This window comes from Aquabacterium sp. (assembly GCF_004297345.1).
Taxonomy (GTDB): Bacteria; Pseudomonadota; Gammaproteobacteria; order Burkholderiales; family Burkholderiaceae_C; genus Aquabacterium.
In genome coordinates, this window is record NZ_SCTN01000578.1 from 1 (window position 1) to 2,499 (window position 2,499).

Annotated in this window: 4 protein-coding genes; all 4 read left to right on the forward strand. The window is 57.6% G+C overall.

Annotated features, from left to right (window positions below; translation table 11 throughout):
* Positions 1-393 (forward strand): hypothetical protein (locus tag EPO09_RS21645; RefSeq protein WP_290646590.1); only part of this gene is annotated, 393 nt, incomplete at its 5' end.
* A 1-nt stretch (position 394) separates the two neighbouring features.
* Positions 395-1,378, forward strand: coding sequence for an FAD-dependent oxidoreductase (locus tag EPO09_RS21650; RefSeq protein WP_290646592.1), 984 nt, complete (start codon positions 395-397; stop codon positions 1,376-1,378).
* A 20-nt stretch (positions 1,379-1,398) separates the two neighbouring features.
* Positions 1,399-1,941 carry an SDR family oxidoreductase gene (locus tag EPO09_RS21655; protein ID WP_290646594.1) on the forward strand — a complete coding sequence of 181 codons (543 nt, stop codon included), beginning with the start codon at positions 1,399-1,401 and terminating at the stop codon, positions 1,939-1,941.
* On the forward strand, positions 1,938-2,499 hold a 562-nt coding region (locus EPO09_RS21660), incomplete at its 3' end, for a hypothetical protein (protein WP_290646596.1). The genes EPO09_RS21655 and EPO09_RS21660, both read left to right, overlap by 4 nt.

Below are 2,499 nucleotides of genomic sequence, written 5' to 3' on the forward strand. Positions count from 1 at the left end.
CATCCGGAAAGCGTCGCCAAGACTGCCGAGCGTCTTGCGGATCCAGCGGGCCACAAAAAGCGCAAGGGCCGGGAGCTCAGGATAAAATACAAGGATGCCCGGCGAGAGTATAATCAGCGCTATCGAGCTGAAAACCGAGATCTCTACGCAAGATGCGAACGTGAGAGGTACGCCAGAAAACGCAATGCGATGCCAGCATGGGCCGATTTGGAAAAGATTGCGGCCTTTTATGCGGAAGCTCGCCGATTGACGTTGGAAACCGGAATTCAACACGAAGTCGATCATATCTACCCATTGAATAGCCCGACTATTTGCGGATTGCACGTCCACCAAAATATGCAAATTCTGACTCGATCAGAAAATGCTAGTAAGGGAAATCGCTATGCGGGTTAGGGTGCTGGGCGGCGGTTTCTACGGGTGTAGCCTAGCGGCGTCGCTGCTCGAGCGCGGGTATAACGTCGACCTGTTTGAAATCCGTGACCGCCTGTTCGGCGGTGCTAGTGGTAACATTCCGGCTCGCCTTCACGCCGGCGCGTTGCACTACCCGCGCAGCCACGCCACGCGCAAAGCCTGCCTCGCTCACCGCGACGAATTTATGCAGCGGTTCGGATTTCTCACGCGCGGCGTGGCTACCAATATCTACGCCGTCGCTGAGTACGAAAGTCTGATCGACTTCGGAACCTACCTTGAGGTGGTGAAGCGCGATCTCGAGTGCATCACGATCTACGATCCGGCCGAGTATGGCCTTCGACACGTCGAAGGCGCAATCTTGACTGCCGAGCGACATATTCTGACAGACCGTGCCCGCGAGCATTTTACAGCGTTGCTCGCGCCCTATGTGCAGTTCAACACTCCGCCGGGCCTAGTTGATGATCCTCGCTGGGATATGACGATTGATGCGACTTTCTGCGCCAATGAAGGCGCTGGCATCGATCGCTTCGAACCTTGCGTGACAGCGCTGCTCGAAGGGCCCGTTGGAAAGTCTATCACGATCGTCGATGGAGCGTTTGGATCTCTCTATCAATGGGATCCAGATCGCCAACTTTCTTCGCTCTCAAGCGCAAAATGGACGCCATTTAGTAAGTCGATCAAGAGTTGGGGACAGGCGGCGGCGGTGCTCGACCAATCGAGCCGCTTTGATGTGGATCTACGTGTTAATTCGATGATCGATCAGATGCGCCATTATTATCCGGCGATCGAAGAATATCGCTACGTCGAGCCGATGCTCTCAATTCGGGCTATGCCGCTATCCGGCGCCGACACGCGCTTAGTTGACGTCGTAAGAGTTGGGGACCGTGCCGTGCGCGTGCGAGCCGGCAAGATCGATGCCGTTCTCGATGCCGAGCGCCAAGTTATGGAGCTGATCGCGTGCATGTAAGGATTGCCGGCGCCTCGAGCATGATCGGCTACGAGTTTATGAAGCTCGAGCCGGAATCCTGCCTCGCTCATCTGCACAGCACGCCGATCAACGTCGATCGATATCTGATCTGCACCGGCTATCTCGCCGGAAAGTCGATCGACGAGATCCGCAGCGATCACCTCGCGGAGACGTTCAGCCGAAATTTCGCGGAGATCGCCCGATTTTGCGACAAGGTTTTCGCGATCCGGCCGGAGGCGCGTGTCTGCATAATTGGCTCTGAGAGCGGTTTCGCTGGCAGCTACGATATGGCCTATGCCGGCGCGAAGGCGGCGATTCACCTCTACATCGAAACCAAGCGGCTCAAGTATGCCGAGCAGATGATTGTCGGGATCGCGCCCGGGATCATCTGGGATTCGAATATGACGCAGAGCCGGGACGATCGCGAATTGCTTTCCGACGTGTCCGATCACAATCGGCTTGGCCGATGGATCAGTGCGAAAGAAGTGGCCGAGCTCGCCCATTATCTGCTCATGGAAGCCTCGCCGGCAGTGTCCGGCCAAATTATCAGGATGCGCCCATGATCACCCGCGTTTGCTCCGGATTCTCTCCCCGCGGCCGGCTAGATTATGGCGACGCCTTCCTTGCCGCTTTCGACAAACGCTGGCCGGCCGAGGTCGAGCTGCAAGTCTATGTCGAAGAGCCGATAGCTATGCCGCGCGGCGCATGCCGGGATCTCTGGGCTATTCCCGGCGCCCGCGAGTTTCACGTGAAACATGCCGAGAATGCTGACGCGCAAGGCCGAGTTCCGCATGGCAACTGGAAACACGCCGAGCAGCGCCGCGGCTACAGTTTCCGGCATGATGCCTATAAATTCTGGAAACAGATCCTGATCCCGCAGGCCGCGGCCGAGGGCCTGATGCACGGCGATATCCTCGTCTGGCTGGACGCCGACGTTGAAACGATCCGCCGTGTGCCGGCTGGTTTCGTCGACGGTCTGCTCGGCGACTCCGATGTTTGCTATCTCGGCCGCGCTCGCCAGCATTCTGAAATCGGATTCTGGGCTGTTCGGATCAACAGCGAAACGCGCAACTTTCTGTGCTTCCTCGCCGAGTTCTACACGCGCGGGCTCGTTTTCGATC

Coding starts and splice junctions, on each gene's coding strand:
- EPO09_RS21655 (WP_290646594.1), top strand. CDS start 1,399: ATGATCGGCTACGAGTTTATGAAGCTCGAGCCGGAATCCTGCCTCGCT.